Source organism: Micromonospora marincola (genome assembly GCF_056150385.1).
The window spans coordinates 168137-183134 of sequence record NZ_JAXCFT010000011.1 but is presented as its reverse complement, the minus strand read 5'-3'; the positions used below and the strand labels follow the sequence as shown (position 1 = coordinate 183134).

Annotated in this window: 13 protein-coding genes; 11 read left to right on the top strand and 2 right to left on the bottom strand. The window is 71.8% G+C overall.

The window, feature by feature from the left end:
- Positions 1-25: 25 nt before the first annotated feature.
- On the bottom strand, positions 26-1237 hold the full coding sequence (locus SM450_RS22370; RefSeq protein ID WP_474621712.1) for an acyl-CoA dehydrogenase family protein: 1212 nt from the start codon (positions 1235-1237) through the stop codon (positions 26-28).
- 173 nt (positions 1238-1410) lie between these two features.
- On the opposite strand from SM450_RS22370, the gene SM450_RS22365 reads away from it, so the two are divergent.
- Together SM450_RS22365 and SM450_RS22360 are read left to right on the top strand one after the other, a co-directional pair.
- On the top strand, positions 1411-2574 hold the full coding sequence (locus tag SM450_RS22365) for an acetyl-CoA C-acyltransferase (protein ID WP_474621711.1): 1164 nt from the start codon (positions 1411-1413) through the stop codon (positions 2572-2574).
- A 5-nt stretch (positions 2575-2579) separates the two neighbouring features.
- On the top strand, positions 2580-5345 hold the full coding sequence (locus SM450_RS22360; RefSeq protein ID WP_474621710.1) for an AMP-binding protein: 2766 nt from the start codon (positions 2580-2582) through the stop codon (positions 5343-5345).
- 3 nt (positions 5346-5348) lie between these two features.
- Here SM450_RS22360 and SM450_RS22355 read toward each other — a convergent pair whose 3' ends face one another.
- Positions 5349-5996: a TetR/AcrR family transcriptional regulator gene (locus tag SM450_RS22355; RefSeq protein ID WP_474621709.1), complete on the bottom strand. Its 648-nt coding sequence runs from the start codon at positions 5994-5996 to the stop codon at positions 5349-5351.
- 197 nt (positions 5997-6193) lie between these two features.
- Here SM450_RS22355 and SM450_RS22350 point away from each other — a divergent pair, with 197 nt between their 5' ends.
- Genes SM450_RS22350 through SM450_RS22310 form a run of 9 tightly spaced genes read left to right on the top strand, consistent with a single transcriptional unit; the run spans position 6194 to position 14996 of the window.
- Positions 6194-7135: an ABC transporter permease gene (locus SM450_RS22350; protein ID WP_474621708.1), complete on the top strand. Its 942-nt coding sequence runs from the start codon at positions 6194-6196 to the stop codon at positions 7133-7135.
- Positions 7132-8355 carry a CaiB/BaiF CoA transferase family protein gene (locus tag SM450_RS22345; RefSeq protein ID WP_474621707.1) on the top strand — a complete coding sequence of 408 codons (1224 nt, stop codon included), beginning with the start codon at positions 7132-7134 and terminating at the stop codon, positions 8353-8355. The genes SM450_RS22350 and SM450_RS22345 overlap by 4 nt, the downstream gene beginning before the upstream one ends.
- Complete coding sequence (locus tag SM450_RS22340) at positions 8352-9239, top strand: ABC transporter permease (RefSeq protein WP_474621706.1); 888 nt, start codon at positions 8352-8354, stop codon at positions 9237-9239. Before SM450_RS22345 ends, SM450_RS22340 begins: the two co-directional genes overlap by 4 nt.
- 55 nt (positions 9240-9294) lie before the next feature.
- Positions 9295-10827 (top strand): ABC transporter substrate-binding protein, encoded by a 1533-nt coding sequence (locus tag SM450_RS22335; RefSeq protein ID WP_474621705.1) that lies wholly within the window; start codon positions 9295-9297, stop codon positions 10825-10827.
- On the top strand, positions 10824-11828 hold the full coding sequence (locus tag SM450_RS22330; protein ID WP_474621704.1) for an ABC transporter ATP-binding protein: 1005 nt from the start codon (positions 10824-10826) through the stop codon (positions 11826-11828). The genes SM450_RS22335 and SM450_RS22330 overlap by 4 nt, the downstream gene beginning before the upstream one ends.
- Entirely contained in the window at positions 11825-12583 is a 759-nt protein-coding gene (locus SM450_RS22325) for an ABC transporter ATP-binding protein (RefSeq protein WP_474621703.1), read from the top strand. Before SM450_RS22330 ends, SM450_RS22325 begins: the two co-directional genes overlap by 4 nt.
- 3 nt (positions 12584-12586) lie before the next feature.
- Entirely contained in the window at positions 12587-13186 is a 600-nt protein-coding gene (locus SM450_RS22320) for a nitroreductase family protein (protein WP_474621702.1), read from the top strand.
- On the top strand, positions 13183-14259 hold the full coding sequence (locus SM450_RS22315; RefSeq protein ID WP_474621701.1) for an acyl-CoA dehydrogenase family protein: 1077 nt from the start codon (positions 13183-13185) through the stop codon (positions 14257-14259). Before SM450_RS22320 ends, SM450_RS22315 begins: the two co-directional genes overlap by 4 nt.
- Complete coding sequence (locus tag SM450_RS22310; RefSeq protein WP_474621700.1) at positions 14256-14996, top strand: tyrosine-protein phosphatase; 741 nt, start codon at positions 14256-14258, stop codon at positions 14994-14996. Before SM450_RS22315 ends, SM450_RS22310 begins: the two co-directional genes overlap by 4 nt.
- The last annotated feature ends 2 nt before the right edge of the window (positions 14997-14998 follow it).

Below are 14998 nucleotides of genomic sequence, written 5' to 3'. Positions count from 1 at the left end.
GTCACGTCCGTCGCCATCGTGCCGCTCAGGCCGACGTCTGCGCCCGCAGTTCCGCGCGGGCGATCGAGCGCCGGTGCACCTCGTCCGGGCCGTCGGCGAAGCGCAGTGTGCGCTGGTGGGCGTACATGCTGGCCAGCGGGGTGTCCGGTCCGAGCCCGGCGGCGCCAAACGACTGGATGGCGTAGTCGAGCACGCGGAGCGCGACGTTCGGCGCGATGACCTTGATGCCGGAGATCTGGGTCCGGGCGGCCTTGTTGCCCTGGGTGTCCATCAGCCAGGCGGTGTAGAGCGTGTACAGCCGCGCCTGGTCGATCTCGACCCGCGCGTCGGCGATCCACCGCTGGATCTGGCCCTGCTCGGACAGCGGGCCGCCGAAGGCCACCCGGGACGTCACCCGCTGGCAGAGCAGCTCCAGGGCACGCTCGGCCGCCCCGATCGACCGCATGCAGTGGTGGATCCGACCCGGGCCGAGTCGCGCCTGCGCGATCGCGAAGCCGCCGCCCTCCTCGCCCAGCAGGTTGGTCACCGGCACCCGGACGTTGTCGAACGTGATCTCGCAGTGCCCCTCCTGATCCTGGTAGCCCAGCACGGTGAGGCTGCGGACGATGGTGACACCGGGGGTGTCGAGCGGCACGAGAACCATGCTCTGCTGCCGGTAGGTGGGGCCGTCCGGGTCGGTCTTGCCCATCACGATGGCGAGCCTGCACCGGGCGTCGCCGGCGCCGGAGATCCACCACTTGTGCCCGTTGACGACGTACTCGTCGCCGTCGCGGACGATCGAACACCTGATGTTGCGGGCGTCGGAGCTGGCCACGGCCGGCTCGGTCATCGCGAAGCAGGACCGGATCTCGCCCTCCAGCAGCGGGTGGAGCCACTGCTTCTTCTGCTCGTCGGTGCCGAACATGGTGAGCAGTTCCATGTTCCCGGTGTCCGGGGCGGAACAGTTCAGCGCCTGCGACGCGATGTGTGAGCGGCCCAGGATCTCGGCAAGTGGCGCGTAGTCGAGGTTGGACAGGCCCTCGGTCCACTGGGTCTTGTGCGGCAGGAACAGGTTCCAGAGTCCGCGGGCGCGCGCCTCGCGCTTCAGCTCCTCCATCACCGGAGGGAAGAAGTGCGGGTCACCGCTGTCCGCGAGCTGTCGCCGGTACACCGGCTCGGCCGGGTAGACGCACTCGTCCATGAACGTCTGCAGGGTCTGTCGCAGCGCGGCGGAGGTCGGCGAGTAGGCGAAGTCCATGGGAGCTCCAAAGGTCGATCGGACCGGCCGGAAGTGGAGTGGGTCCTGGTCGCTGGCGATCCGGGTGGTTGCGTCGGCCCGGTGACGGTGCTCAAATTAGATCCGACGTCGACGTCGGCGTCAAGAAATTGGACGGGTCCGTGTGCGGACCTCGTCACGACGAAGGAGACGACGTGGCGCCAGCCCCGGAAGCAGTCATCGTGGCCACCGCACGGACGCCGATCGGTCGTGCCTACAAGGGGTCGCTCCGCCAGGCGCGGCCGGACGACCTGGCCGGCTTCGCGATCGCGCGGGCACTGGAGAAGGTCCCGGCGGTCACCCCCGACCAGATCGGCGACGTCATCGTCGGCACCGCGAACCCGGCGGGGGAACAGGGCCTGAACATCGGCCGGTTGGCGGTGCTGCTCGCCGGGCTGCCCGACACCGTCACCGGGACCACAGTCAGCCGGGGCTGCGCCTCCTCGCTCGACGCCATCCGGATCGCGGCCAACGCGATCGCGGCCGGCGAGGGCGACGTGTACGTCGCGGGCGGCGTCGAGAGCGTCTCCCGTACCCCGAGCGCGCACATCGACGACGCGGCGATGAACCCCCGGTTCGGCACCGATCCGTTGCCGGACGCCTACATCACCATGGGGCGTACGGCGGAGAACGTGGCGGAGCGCTTCGACATCTCCCGCGCCCGGATGGACGAGTACGCCAAACTCTCTCAGGACCGCGCAGTCGCCGCCCGCGACCAGGGCTTCTTCGCCCGGGAGATCAGCCCGTATCCGCTTGCCGACGGCACGGTCCTGACGCAGGACGACTGCCCCCGCGCCAATGTCGACCTCGACGTGCTGGCCGGCCTGCCCACCCCGTTCCGGACCGACGGGCGGGTGACCGCCGGCAACTCCTGCCCGCTCAACGACGGGGCGGCGGCGGTCGTGGTGATGTCCGCCGAGCGCGCCCGCAATTTGGGGATCGAACCGTTGGCGCGGATTCTCAGCTTCGCGGTCACCGGCCTGGAACCGGAGATCATGGGCGTCGGCCCGATCGAGGCGGTGCGCCGGGTGCTCGACCGCGCCGGCCTGACCATCGGCGACGTCGACGTGCTGGAACTCAACGAGGCGTTCGCGGCGCAGGTGCTGGCGGTCGCGGACACCCTGAAGATCTCGGTGGAGGACCAGCTCAACCCGCACGGCGGCGCGATCGCGCTGGGTCACCCCTTCGGCATGACCGGCGCGCGGATCATGACCACGCTGCTGAACGGGCTGGCGGCCACCGGCGGTACGGTCGGGGTCGAGACGATGTGCGTCGGCGGCGGACAGGGGATGGCCATGGCTGTCGAGCGGCTGGCGTGACGGCGATGACCTATCCCACGGCTCACGCGCTCCGGTGCCCGGACCGGCCGGCCGTCGTGATCGCCGAGACCGGCGAGACCCTGACCTACGGTCAGCTCGACGACGCCTCCCGCCGCCTGGCGCGTGCGATGTGGGACGTCGGCCTGCGTCCCGGCGACCACGTGGCGCTGATGATGGCGAACCACCTCAGCTTCCTGGAGGTCTACTGGGCCGCGATGCGCTCCGGGCTCCTCCTCACCCCGGTCGCCACCTCGCTGACCGCCGAGGAGGCGGCCTGGATCGTCGACAGTTGCCAGGCCAAGGCCCTCGTGGTGGACGCGGCGGCGCCGGCCGCCGGCACCCTCGCCGCCGCGCCGGGACCGGTGCTGAGGCTGGCGGTCGGTGGCCCGCTGGCGGGCTTCGACGACTATGTCGAGACGCTCGCCGGGTCGTCCGCCGAACCGCTCGAACACGAGCCGCTCGGCGTGGCGATGGTCTACAGCTCCGGCAGCACCGGGCGGCCCAAGGGCGTCCGGCGCGAGCTGTCCGGGCGTACCGTGCAGGAGGGGCACCCGCACTTCCTGCGCTGGCTGCGCGAGTTGTGGAAGTTCACCGACGACTCGGTCTTCCTCACCCCGGCCCCGCTCTACCACGCCGCGCCGCTGTCGTTCTCCAGCACCGTCACGGCGGCCGGTGGCACCGTCGTGCTGATGCGCAGGTTCGATGCCGACGGCGCGTTGCGGGCGATCGAGCGGTACGGCATCACGCACGCGCTAATGGTGCCCACGATGTTCGTCCGCCTGCTGCGGCTGCCCGCCGAGCGGCGCCGGGCCGCGGTGCTCGACTCGCTCTCCGTGGTCATCCACGGCGCCGGGCCGTGCGCCGTCGACGTCAAGCGCCAGATGATCGACTGGCTGGGGCCGATCCTGCTGGAGTACTACGCCGGCAGCGAGGACAACGGCACCACCTTCATCGACTCGCGGGAGTGGCTGACGCACCCCGGCTCGGTGGGTCGCGCGATCGCCGGCTGTCGCGTGCGCGTCTGCGGTCCCGAGGGCGACGAGCTTCCGCCCGGTCAGGACGGGCTTGTGTACTTCGAGTCCGAGGGCGGCCGGTCCGAGTTCGAGTACGTCGGCGGGGCGGACAGCTCGGCGGCCCGGCACCCGGTGCGTTCGGACTGGTCCACCCTCGGCGACATCGGGCACCTCGACGACGAGGGCTACCTCTACCTGACCGACAGGCGGGATTACCTGATCGTCTCCGGAGGCGTCAACATCTCGCCGCAGGAGATCGAGAACGCGGTGCTCGGCTACGAGCCGGTGGTCGACGTCGCCGTATTCGGCATCCCGGACGAGGAACTGGGCGAGCAGGTCGTGGCGGTGATCCAGCCGGTCGACCCGGCGGCCGACCGGGACGAGCTGGCGGCCGGGTTGCTCGACCACCTGGGCGGGCGACTGGCCCGGCACAAGATTCCGCGTTCGGTGTTCGTGGTGGAGGCCCTGCCGAGGCTGCCCACCGGCAAGCTCGCCAAGAACCGCCTGCGCGAGCGCTACCTGCCCGGGCACGGCCTGGAGACCGCCCGGGAGCCGCAGGAGTTCCGGGCCGCCGTGCGCGCGCTGCTGGACCGGGAGCTGCCGCCCGACTGGCACGGCCTCGGCGCGCTCGGGGACGACGACCTGCACCCCTGGATCGCGCGGTGGCGCACGGTGCTGGCCCGGCACCGGCTGCTCGCCCCCGGCTGGCCGGTCGAACACGGCGGGCTCGGCCTGGACCCGGGTCGGCAGGTGGTGCTCCAGGAGGAGTTCGCCCGCGCCGGCGTGCCGAGCGGCAGCGGCAACGACCCGTTCGGCATCGACATGCTCGGCAACACGCTGCTCGCCGTCGGCACGCCCGAGCAGCGGGCCTATTACCTGCCACGGATCCTCGACGGCACCGACGTGTGGTGCCAGGGCTTCTCCGAGCCGGGCGCCGGATCCGACCTGGCCGCGGTGCGGACGCGTGCGGTGCTCGGCACGGACGGGCGCTGGCGGCTCACCGGGCAGAAGATCTGGACCTCGAACGCGCACCTGGCTTCCTGGATCTTCGTGCTGGCCCGCACCGGGACCCGCGCCGAGCGGCACCGGGGCCTGACGTTCCTGCTCGTGCCGCTGGACCAGCCGGGCGTCGAGGTCCGACCGATCCGGCAGCTCTCCGGCGCCTCCCACTTCAACGAGGTGTTCTTCACCGACGCGGTGGCCGCGGACGTGGTGGGCGCCGTCGGCGCGGGCTGGTCGGTGGCCATGGCGTTGCTCGGCCACGAGCGGGGGCAGTCCGCCACCACCCAGGCCATCCGGTACCGCGCGGAGTGGGAGCGGCTGGTCCGTACCGCCCGCGAGAACGGCATGCTGGAGCGGGCCTGGGTACGCGACGGGCTGGCAGCCGCGTACGTCCGGATCGAGGTGATGGACGCGCTGGGCCGGCGACTGGCCGGCGGCGGGCTCACCGGGACCGACGCGGCGGGCGACGCCGCCCTGTTCAAGCTGCACTGGAGCGCGCACCACCAGGCGGTGACCGAACTCGCCCTGGAGATCCTCGGACCGGAGGCCACCACGCCGACCGGGCGCGTGCTGGAGTTGGGCTACGGGGGACCGGACGCGGCCGGTGCGCCGATCACCTCCGCCTCGTGGGTCGACATCTTCTACAACGCCCGGCCCGGGACCATCTACGCCGGCACCACCCAGGTGCTGCGCAACGTCGTGGCCGAGCGCCTGCTCGGGATGCCGAAGGAGGTGCGACCGGCCGGTCCCATCTGAAGGTCAGTCCCGCTTGAGCCCGATCGCGTTGGCCCAGAGCCGGGTCAGGCCGTCGACCGCGGCGTCGAGGTCGAACTCGTAGTCCGGGCCGGCGTCGGCGCCCATCCACAGGTAGGCGAACCGGCTCAGCATCGAGGTGAGGGCGACGGCGCTCAGGTGCGGGTCGAGATCCGCGTCGGCGAGGCCCTCGGCCTGCAGCCGGCGGATCGACCGCTCGGTCCGGCTGATGGTCTGCTGGGCACGGGACTCACGGATCACGTGGATGTCGTCGTTGAACGTCGAGACCTGCTCGATGATCGCCATGATTCGGCTGTGCCGGCGGTAGGACTCCAGGTAACGGCGGTTCGCGGCCTCGATCCGCTGGTAGGGCGTGAGGTCGGACGACCCGCTGCGGTGGCCGTCGAACATCTCGGCCTGGATCTGTTCCGCGACGACCCGGAAGATCTCCTCCTTGGAGGAGAAGTAGGTGTAGAACGAGCCGTGCGCGAGGCCGACCTCCTTGGCGATATCGGTGATCCGGGCATCGATGAACCCGTCCCGTTCGAAGACCCGGTGGGCACCCTCCACCAGTTTGGCGCGGCGCTCGCGGTAGCGCTTCGACTGCGTTGCCACACCGTCCGGCCTCGTCGGCGTGGTGGTCCTGTCGCTCACTCGTCGCCCCATTCGATCTCGTACCGCCCGGTCGGCCGGGGTTGGCCGACTGTGTGAACCGAATCATAAAAAAACCTGGACATGAGGTCCCTCCTCGTCTTAACGTCCTCCCATGATTCTGACACCGACGTCAGTGTCAACAATAGACCCGCCGACGAGGTCTGCTCCACCGGCCTCCCCACGCGAGAGGTGACGGCATGCGCGCTTTCCTGGTCCGCAGACTGGCCACCTTCGTGCCCACCCTGCTGCTGATCACCCTGATGGTCTTCGGGCTGCAACAGATCGTCCCGGGCGGTCCCGCCGAGGCGATCGCGGGCGCCGGATCGACCCAGGAGTCGATCGATGAGATCAACCGGCAGCTCGGGCTGGACCGGCCGCTTGTCGAGCAGTACGCCTCCTGGATCGGCAACCTGGTGCGCGGCGACCTCGGCACCTCCTACTTCAGCCGGGAACCCGTCGACACCCTGCTCGTCCGCCGGCTCGAGCCGACCGTGCTTGTGGTGGTGTCGGCGCTGGTGCTGGCGTTGCTGATCGGTGGCGGGGCGGGGCTGTGGTCGGCGGCCCGACGTCGTCACCTGGACGGCCGCTCGGTGCTCGCGATCTCCGGCATCGGCCTCGCCGTACCGGACTTCTGGCTGGCGACGGTCGCCGCCGGCTTCATCGGCCTCGACCTGGCCCTGCTACCGGCCGTCGGCTACACGCCCCTCGGCGACGACTGGATACAGACGATCCGCTCGATCGTGCTCCCGGTGCTGGTGCTCTCCTTCGCCACCGGCGCGCTTGTCTGCCGGCACGTGCGCAGCGCGGTCGGCCAGGCGCTGGACAGCCCGCACATCCGGACGGCCTGGGCGATGGGCCTCGCACCCCGGCAGGTGTACCTCGGCGACGCGTTGCGCTCGGCGGCGCCCGCCGTGGTGACCCTGCTGCCGCTGCTGGTGGCCACGCTGGTGGGGGCCTCCGTGGTGGTCGAGAACGTCTTCGCGATCCCCGGGCTGGGCAGCCTGATCGTCTCGTCGGTCGACAACCGGGACTACGCGACGTTGCAGGGCACCGTGCTGCTGATGGCACTGCTCGTGCTCGTGCTCAACTTCGTCGCCGACCTCGTCCTGGCCCGGCTCGACCGGCGGGTGACGGCATGAGCGAGCGCACCGAGCGGAGCGAGGGCCGTGAGCGCATGCCTGGAGCGTTGGCCGGCATCCGGGTGGTCGAACTCGGCCACGCGATCGCCGGGCCGCACTGCGCGCAGATGCTCGCCGACCACGGCGCCGACGTGGTCAAGGTCGAGCCGCCGGCGGGGGAGATGTCCCGCAACGCACTGCCGGTCGTGGACGGCGGCAGCATCTACTTCGCCTCGCACAACCGCGGCAAGCGCAGCGTCTGTCTGGACCTCAAGACCGAGGCGGGCCTTCAGGCGCTGCTCCGGCTCTGCGACACCGCCGACGTGGTGCTCACCAACTACGGCGCAGGCGTGCCGCAGCGGCTGGGCTGGTCCTACGACGTGCTCCGGGCCCGCAACCCGCGCCTGGTGATGGTGCACGTCACCGGGTTCGGCTCCCGGGCGGCCGACGCGCCGCGGGGCGCGTACGACGGCGTGATTCAGGCCATGGGCGGCATCGCCGATCTCACCGGCCCGCCCGGCGGGGAGCCGACGTTCGTCGGGGCGTTCGTGGCCGATCACGTGGCCGCGTACCACGCGACAATCGCCGTGCTGATGGCCCTGCGCGAGCGCGACGTCACAGGCGCCGGCGCCTACGCCGACGTGAGCATGCTCGACTCGTACACCGCCATGCTGGCCCACGAGGTCGGCCTGGCCGCCGCCGGAGTCCCCCGCGGGCGCTGGGGCAACCAGGTCCAGACCGCGTTCGCGAACATCTTCGCCGCGCGGGACGGGCAGGTGTTCCTGGCCCCGCTCGGCGATGCCGCCTGGCGGCGGTTCTGGGCCGTGCTGGGTGGCACCGAGGTCAGCTACGACGAGTCCACCGGCCCGGTGCGGCACCGCCTGGAACAGGTGGTCGGTGACTGGACGTCCGCACGCACCGTCGCCGAGGTGCTGGCGGCGATGCACGGGGCGGGCGTCGCGGCGGGCCCGGTGCGCTCGGTCGGCGAGGCGGTCGCGGCCATGGCCGACACGGACATGGTGCTGACCGTGGAGGATCCCGACGGCCGGCCGGTGCGGGTTCCGGGCCGGCCGGTGCGGGTCGGCCTCACCGACCGTCCCGGCGCGCTCGCCGTGCCGCGCACCGGAGCGCACACCGAGGAGGTCCTGGCCGAACTCGGGATCTCCCCGCACCAGCGGCCGAACCTGGTCGATCCCGGGCCGACCGGTCCGGCAGCGCGATCGCGGGAGGCCCACCGATGACCACCTCGCTGGACCCGCGCACCGCGGCCACGCCGCTGCGGCCCCGCGCCGGGCTGCCCGCCCGGCGGGCCCGGCCGGCCGGCGGCTCACACGCCGTCGCCTTCTGGCTCGGCGGCGCCGTCGTGCTGCTGGTCCTGCTGGCCGGCCTGCTCGCGCACTGGCTGGCGCCGTACGACCCGCTGGCCATCGACCCGGCGAACCCGTACGCCGGGCCGTCCGGGGCGCACTGGCTCGGCACCGACGCGAACGGCCGCGACGTGCTGTCCCGGCTGATGCACGGCTCGGCCTCCAGCTTCCGGGGAATCGCCATCACGGTCGGGGTGGCAGGTGTCTTCGGCAGCCTCTGGGGCCTCGTCGCCGGCTATCTCGGCGGGCCGGTCGACGAGGTTCTGATGCGCCTCGCCGACGCCGTGATCTCCTTCCCGGGGATCGTGCTGGCCATCGCCATCACCGGCGCGCTCGGGCCCAGCCTGCTCACCGCGATGCTCTCCGTCGGCGTCGTCTTCGCGCCCATCGTCGCCCGGTTGCTGCGCGCCCAGGTGCTGGCGCTGCGGCAGGCGGAGTTCGTGCTGGTGGCCCGCTCGCTCGGCGTGAGTGGCTGGCGGATCGCCCTGCGGCACGTGCTGCCCAACGCGATGGGACCTGTCGTCGTGCAACTCTGCGGCCTGGCCAGCACCGCACTGATCATCGAAGCCGCCCTCGGATTCCTCGGCCTGGGCGTGCAGCCGCCGGCACCCAGTTGGGGGCCGGACCTGGCCCGCGCCTACGCCGACTTCTACGTCAACCCCCTGCTCACCGTCGCCCCCGGCCTGCTGATCACCGCGACCGCGTTCGCGATCAGCCAGTTCGGCGACGGCCTGCGCGACCGCCTACGGATCGGATGAGCCGTCCCGTCGTCCGGTCCACCCCTCTCACCCGTCCCGTGCATGAGGAGCAGCAATGACCATATTCGACCGTCGCACACCTACCACCGTCCTCGCCGTCGGCATCCTCGTCCTCGGCGCCGTGTCCGCCTGCGGGTCCGGCGACTCCGGAAACAACTCGTCCACCGCCGGACCGGTGAAGATCGGCACGGTGAACTTCCCGACCTCGCTGGACCCGACCGTCAGCTCGTCGGGTTACGACTATCCGCACCTGAACCTGATCTACGACCGGCTGCTGGTCGGCGACCCCAAGACCGGCGAACTCGGCCCTGGCCTGGCCACCTCCTGGAAGGTCGCGGACGACGGCTCCTCGATCACGCTCGCGCTGCGCGAGGGTGTCACGTTCTCCGACGGCACGAAGCTGGACGCCGCCGCCGTGAAGGCGAGCATGGAACGGTTCAAGGCGTCCGCCAACGGCAAGGACATCGCCAGCGTCTCCACGATCACCGCCGAGGGCGCGAACACCGTGGTGCTCGCGATGAGCAAGCCGGACTCCTCGATCCCGACGGCGTTGAGCGACCGGGCCGGGATGATCGTCTCGCCGACCGCCGTGCAGAAGGAGGGCAAGGACTTCGCCGCCCGCCCGGTCGGGGCGGGGAAGTACACGCTGGAGAGCCTGCAGACCGGTGCCGCGGTCAACTACAAGCGCAACGACGCGTACTGGGGGGACAAGGGCGCGGCGCCCACGCTCAACTGGCAGGTGTTCAAGGATCCGCAGGCCATGGTGACGGCGTTCCAGAGCAACGTCGTCGACGTGGCGGTCTCGGTGCCGCCGCTGAGTGTGGAGAAGCTGAAGACGGTGCCGGGCAAGCAGGTGGTCGTCGGCCCCGCGTACTCCGAGACCATGATCAACTTTAACGCGAAACTGCCACCGACCGACAAGGTGGAGGTCCGGCAGGCGATCAACTACGCGCTCGACCGGGAGGTCGTCCGCAAGGCCGCAAGCGGTGATGCCGCCGAGGTGACCTGGACGGCGCTGCCGCCGACACACCCGTATCACGACGCGTCGATCACGCCCACCTACGCCTACGACGAGGCGAAGGCCAAGGCGCTTGTCGCCCAGGCCACCGGAGGCAAGCGGGTGGCCATGAAGTGCCTGACCTTCCCGGGCCTGAACTACGAGACCAGCGGCCCGATCATCATCGACTCGCTGAAGAAGATCGGCATCGACGTCACCATTCAGTCCGAGACCGCCGCCGCGGCGACCGAGGCGTTCTGGGCCAAGGACCAGGCGCCGTGCTTCCTGTCCGGCTGGACCGGCCACGCCGACCCGGCGATCACCTACGGCCGCCTGCTCAACCCGGACTCCTTCTACAACGCCGGCAAGACCGACTTCGGCACCGCGCCGTTGCAGGACAAGCTGCTCACCACGTTCGACTTCGAGCCGCGCAAGGCGGCGGCCACCGAACTGGCGAAGAAGGTCGCCGAGGTCGCGCCGTTCGCGCCGCTGTTCACCGTACCGATGATCGTCGGGCTGTCCGACCAGGTGGCCGGCTACGAGCCGAACGCCAGCGGTCGCCCGGACATGTCGACGGTGGCCCGCAAGTGACAGGCGCGGAGCAGGCGGCCCTGACGATCCGCGACCTGAGCATCAGGTTCGCGGGGAGCCCCGAGCCCGCGGTGCGCGACGTCTCCTTCACGGTCGGACGCGGTGAGGTCCTCGGCATGGCGGGGGAGTCCGGCAGCGGCAAGTCCTCCATCGCCCTCGCCGCGCTGGGCCTGCTGCCGCCGGACGCCGAGGTGACCGGAAGCATCCGTCTCGACGACCAGGAACTGGTCGGGCTCCGGGGCCGCCAGCTCCGCGCCATCCGCGGCCGGCGGGTCGCGATGATCTTCCAGGAGAGCGTCTCCGCGCTGCACCCGATGCGCCGGGTGGGCGACCAGATCGTCCGGGTCATCCGGGCGCACCTGCCCGCAAGCCGGAGCGAGGCCCGGCAGCGGGCGGCGGTGGCGCTGCGCGACGTCCGGCTCGACCCGGACCGGGTCCTGGACAGCTACCCCCATCAGCTCTCCGGGGGCATGTGCCAGCGGGTGATGATCGCGATGGCGCTCAGCTGCGAGGCCGATGTGGTCCTCGCCGACGAGCCCACCACGGCGCTCGACGTCTCGCTGCAGAAGGACATCCTTGTCCTGATCCGGGAACTGGTCGCCGCACGCGGGCTGAGCGCCGTCTTCATCAGCCACGACCTGGGCGTGCTCGGCGACGTGAGTGACCGGGTGATGGTGCTCTACCGCGGCGAGGTGAAGGAGGTCGGCGCGGTGGACGCGATGTTGAGCCGGCCGCGACATCCCTATTCGCAGGCGCTGCTCGACTGCGTGCCGAGGCTCGGGGGCGACCGGCTGCGGACCTTCCCGGAGATCACCGCCGACCGGCCGGGCGGCTGGACCGGCGGCGGGTGCAACTACGCGCCCCGGTGCGCCCGGGCCGCCGACGACTGCCGGGAGCACCCCGACCTGCGGCCCGTCGAGGAGAGCCTGGTGCGGTGCCGGCACCCGCTCGGCGGGACCACCCCGGCCACCGGCGCCGACCGGGCGGAGGTGTGTCGATGAACCAGGTCCTGCGGGTGGAGAACGTGTCCAAGGACTACGGTGCCGGCCAGCGGGCCCACCGGGTGCTCTCCGACGTCAGCCTGGATCTGGCGCGCGGCGAGGTGCTCGGCGTCGTCGGCGAATCCGGCTCCGGCAAGTCCACGCTGGGCCGGATCATCGCCGGCTTCCTGCCCCCCACCGAGGGCACCGTCGAGCACCTCGCCGGCGGACCCCGGTCGGTGCAGATGATCGTCCAGGAGTCGGCCGGGGCGTTGAACCCGCGGCTGCCGGTATGGCGTTCCATGGCCGAGGTGAAAGCGGTCAACCGCCGGTTGTCGCGCCGGTTCCGCGAACCGTCGATGGAATACATCCGCTACGTCGGGCTCAGCGAGGCCGACGCGGACCGTCGCCCGACACAGCTCTCCGGCGGCCAGCGTCAACGCGTCTCGATCGCCCGCGCGCTGGCGGCCGAACCGACGGTGCTGGTCTGCGACGAGGCGGTGTCCTCGCTCGACGTGTCGGTGCGCGCCACCGTGCTCAACCTGCTCAACCAGGTCCGCGCCGACCTCGGCATCGCGATCGTCTTCATCTCGCACGACATCGCCGTGGTGAGCCACCTGGCCGACCGGGTCCTGGTGCTGAGCGACGGCACCGTGATGGAGCACGGGCCGACCGATCGGGTGCTGACCCGCCCGGAGTCGGACTACACCCGCGCCCTGATCTCGGCGACCCCCAGTCTGGAACGCCGCCTGATGCACTCCGCCGAAGGAGCCTGACCCTTGGACGTCTTCGAGGCGATCCGGACCACGCGCGCGATGCGCCGGCTGGATCCCACCGTGCCGGTCACCGACGAACAACTGTGGACCATCCTGGCCGCGGCCCACTGCGCGCCGTCCGGCGGCAACGCGCAGTGGCTGCGCTGGGTGGTGGTCACCGACGCCGCGCGGCGCGCCCGGCTCGGCGAGATCTACCGGGCCTGCTGGGCGCCGGTCCGCCGACGGTACGACGACCGCGTGCCGACCGACCCCGAGGCGGCCGAGCGGCAGGCCCGGATGCTGCGCTCGGCGGACCACCTGGCCGAGCACATGGGTGAGGCGCCGGCCCTGATCGTGCCGGTGACGACCGTGGACGAGCCGTCGTCGGTGTACCCGGCGGTGCAGAACCTGATGCTTGCGGCGCGGGCGCTGGGCCTGGGCACGACACTGACCACCACGCACCGGCACGCCGCCGACGAGGTGCGCGAGGTGCTCGGCCTGCCGCCGGACGCGATCACCTGGGCGCTGATCCCGGTCGGCGTCCCGACCGGCCGCTGGGGCGAGGCCCGGCGTAGTCCGCTGGAGTCCGTCGTCTACTGGGACACCTGGGAGGCGACCCGGTGAGCGACGAACAGGACGACTTCCGCCGGTCGCTGCGCGGCTTCCTGGCGAAGATGTCACCGGAGTCCGAGGTCCGGCGGCTCATGGCCGATCCGGTGGGCTTCGATCCGGCGACCTGGCAGCGGATGGCGGACGAGCTGGGACTGCCCGGCGTGGCCATTCCCGAGGCGTACGGTGGGCAGGGGTTCGGCGGCGCGGAGTCGCGGCTCGTGTTCGAGGAACTCGGCCGGGTCCTGTACGGCGGCCCGTACTTCGCCACCGTGGCTCTCGGGGCCGAGCTGTTGCTGCGCCTCGGCGACGAGCGGGCCCGCGCCGACTGGCTGCCGCGGATCGCCGACGGGTCCCTGCGCACGGCCGTCCCGCTCCGGGGCGACCTGCGGGGCAGGACCGGCGCGGACGGGACCTGGCTGGTGGACGGCACGGCGGCCCACGTCGTCGACGCCGAGGCGGCGTCGCTCCTGCTCGTGGTCGCCGGGACCGCCGACGGCGTCGACGTGCTGGCCGTGGACCCGGCCGAGGTGGGGGTGACCGTGGCGCCGTCGCAAGTGCTGGACCCGACCCGACGGCAGGCGGTGGTGCGGTTCGACGGCGTCCGGGCGCGGCGGCTCGGCCAACCCGGGCAGGCGGCCGGGGTGGTGGCCCGGGTACGTGACCAGGCGATGGTCGCGCTTGCCGCGGAGCAGGCCGGCGGCGCGGCCCGTGCGCTGGAGCTGACTGTCGAACACGCGTTGACCCGGGAACAGTTCGGCCGCCCGGTCGGGGGCTTCCAGGCGGTCAAGCACCTGTGCGCCGAACGCCTGCTCGACGTGGAATCGATGCGGTCGCTCGTGCTCGCGGTGGACGACACCCTCGACGACGACGCCTTCGCCGTTCAGGCCCGGACCGTGCGGGCGTTCTGCTCCGAGGCGTACTTCCGGGTCACCGCCACCGCCGTGCAGGTGCACGGCGGCATCGGTTTCACCTGGGAGCACCCGATCGGCCTCTACTTCAAGCGGGCCAAGAGCAGCGAGCTGCTGTTCGACGGGCCGGCAACCCAGCGGGAGGAACTCATCGACCGCCTGCTCGCCGTCGGATGAGCCGTCCCGCCCCGCTGAACTTCCGGGACCTCGGCGGCCTACCGACAGTCGAGGGCGGGCGGGTGCGCTCCGGCGCGCTCTACCGCAGCGCCACCCCGGTCTTCCTCGGTCCGGACGAGGCGGAGGTCTTCCGCGCGGCGACGGGCATCCGGATCCGGATCGACCTGCGTGGCCGCCGGGAGATCGCGGAAACCAGCGAACGGGACCGCCTCACCAGCGGGCTGCGCGTCATGCACCTGCCGTTCGGCCGGTCGAGCCTGCGGCCGGTGCATCCGGACCCCAGCGTGCGCCTGGCCGAGCACTACGCCGACATGCTCGTCGTGTCCGCCCGGACGATCATCGCGGCGGTGCGGCACGCGGTGGACGCCCGCGACCATCCGCTGCTTGTGCACTGCACCGCGGGCAAGGACCGCACCGGCGTGGTCGTCGCCGTGCTGCTCGCCGCGCTCGGAGTGCGTCCCGGCGACGTGATCGAGGACTACGCACGCTCGCGGGAGCATCTGGTGGCCATCCGGAACCAGACGCGGGTGCTGCCGGCCTGGGAGAAGCGGATCGCGTCGCTGCCCGAGGAGGCGCACACCGCCGAGCCCGCCACGATGCGACACTTCCTGGCGCGGGTGCAGGAGCGGCACGGCGGCGTCGCCGCCTGGCTGACGATGGAGGGCTTCGGCGCCGACGAGATCGCGGCGCTCCGGGCCAACCTGGTGGAGTACGCCGACGAAGCGGCTGGTAGGTGAGT

Excerpts from the sequence above, each read along its gene's own strand:
- SM450_RS22350 (WP_474621708.1), top strand. The coding sequence starts at position 6,194 with ATGCGCGCTTTCCTGGTCCGCAGACTGGCCACCTTCGTGCCCACCCTG.
- SM450_RS22310 (WP_474621700.1), top strand. The coding sequence starts at position 14,256 with ATGAGCCGTCCCGCCCCGCTGAACTTCCGGGACCTCGGCGGCCTACCG.
- SM450_RS22340 (WP_474621706.1), top strand. The coding sequence starts at position 8,352 with ATGACCACCTCGCTGGACCCGCGCACCGCGGCCACGCCGCTGCGGCCC.
- SM450_RS22360 (WP_474621710.1), top strand. The coding sequence starts at position 2,580 with ATGACCTATCCCACGGCTCACGCGCTCCGGTGCCCGGACCGGCCGGCC.
- SM450_RS22335 (WP_474621705.1), top strand. The coding sequence starts at position 9,295 with ATGACCATATTCGACCGTCGCACACCTACCACCGTCCTCGCCGTCGGC.
- SM450_RS22325 (WP_474621703.1), top strand. The coding sequence starts at position 11,825 with ATGAACCAGGTCCTGCGGGTGGAGAACGTGTCCAAGGACTACGGTGCC.
- SM450_RS22370 (WP_474621712.1), bottom strand. The coding sequence starts at position 1,237 with ATGGACTTCGCCTACTCGCCGACCTCCGCCGCGCTGCGACAGACCCTG.
- SM450_RS22345 (WP_474621707.1), top strand. The coding sequence starts at position 7,132 with ATGAGCGAGCGCACCGAGCGGAGCGAGGGCCGTGAGCGCATGCCTGGA.